This is a genomic window from Helicobacter sp. 11S02629-2 (assembly GCF_002272875.1).
Lineage (GTDB): Bacteria > Campylobacterota > Campylobacteria > Campylobacterales > Helicobacteraceae > Helicobacter_I.
This window is the reverse complement of record NZ_MLAN01000052.1, coordinates 1-600: the sequence shown is the minus strand read 5'-3', so window position 1 is coordinate 600 and position 600 is coordinate 1. Positions and strand designations below refer to the sequence as shown.

1 protein-coding gene is annotated in these 600 nt (G+C 30.0%); it reads right to left on the bottom strand.

Annotated features, from left to right (window positions below; genetic code table 11):
• Nucleotides 1-175: 175 nt before the first annotated feature.
• Nucleotides 176-394 carry a hypothetical protein gene (locus tag BKH40_RS08625; protein ID WP_095278608.1) on the bottom strand — a complete coding sequence of 73 codons (219 nt, stop codon included), beginning with the start codon at nucleotides 392-394 and terminating at the stop codon, nucleotides 176-178.
• Nucleotides 395-600 lie beyond the last annotated feature (206 nt).

Here is a 600-nt window from a genome sequence, read left to right as displayed (position 1 = left end):
TCACGGATATTTTTATCATAATGGGCAGGGCGACCGATGAAGGGGGCAGTTAACAGGTTGCGTGTCTTTTGTTTTACTTCTTTATTAAAATTTCTTGCATTTTGTATGCTATATCTATTTATATGAGTTAGCATATTTTGCAATTGTCTATTAAATTTACGAGAATAAATTATGTTCATATATTATTTTTTTCTAATTCTTTTAAGAAGTCATCCATATTTCTTTCAAACTCCTCTGCACTATAAGTCTCTAACCTTCCTTCTTCTAAGGCTTTAACATCTTCACTTAGCTTTTTATAATAGCTTTCTTTTGTAGGATACTCTTTTAAAAATGCCTCTTTATAGTCTTTATAAGCTTGTGCTTCTTCTAAGGCTTTTTTTTCTTTAGCAGTCATTTTGCACTCCTTTAATAGTTCTTAATTATAAACTATTTAGATTCTAAACTTTCTAACTCTTTTTCTTTTGCTAGCCTTTCATTAGCCTGAGCTGCTTTAATCTCATACTCTTTAGGATCTTTTAGTTCTTTTAGCACTGCATCCATAAAGTTATCTATAATATTTACTAGCCTTTCATCTATGCCTTCATCTCTTTTTAACATATG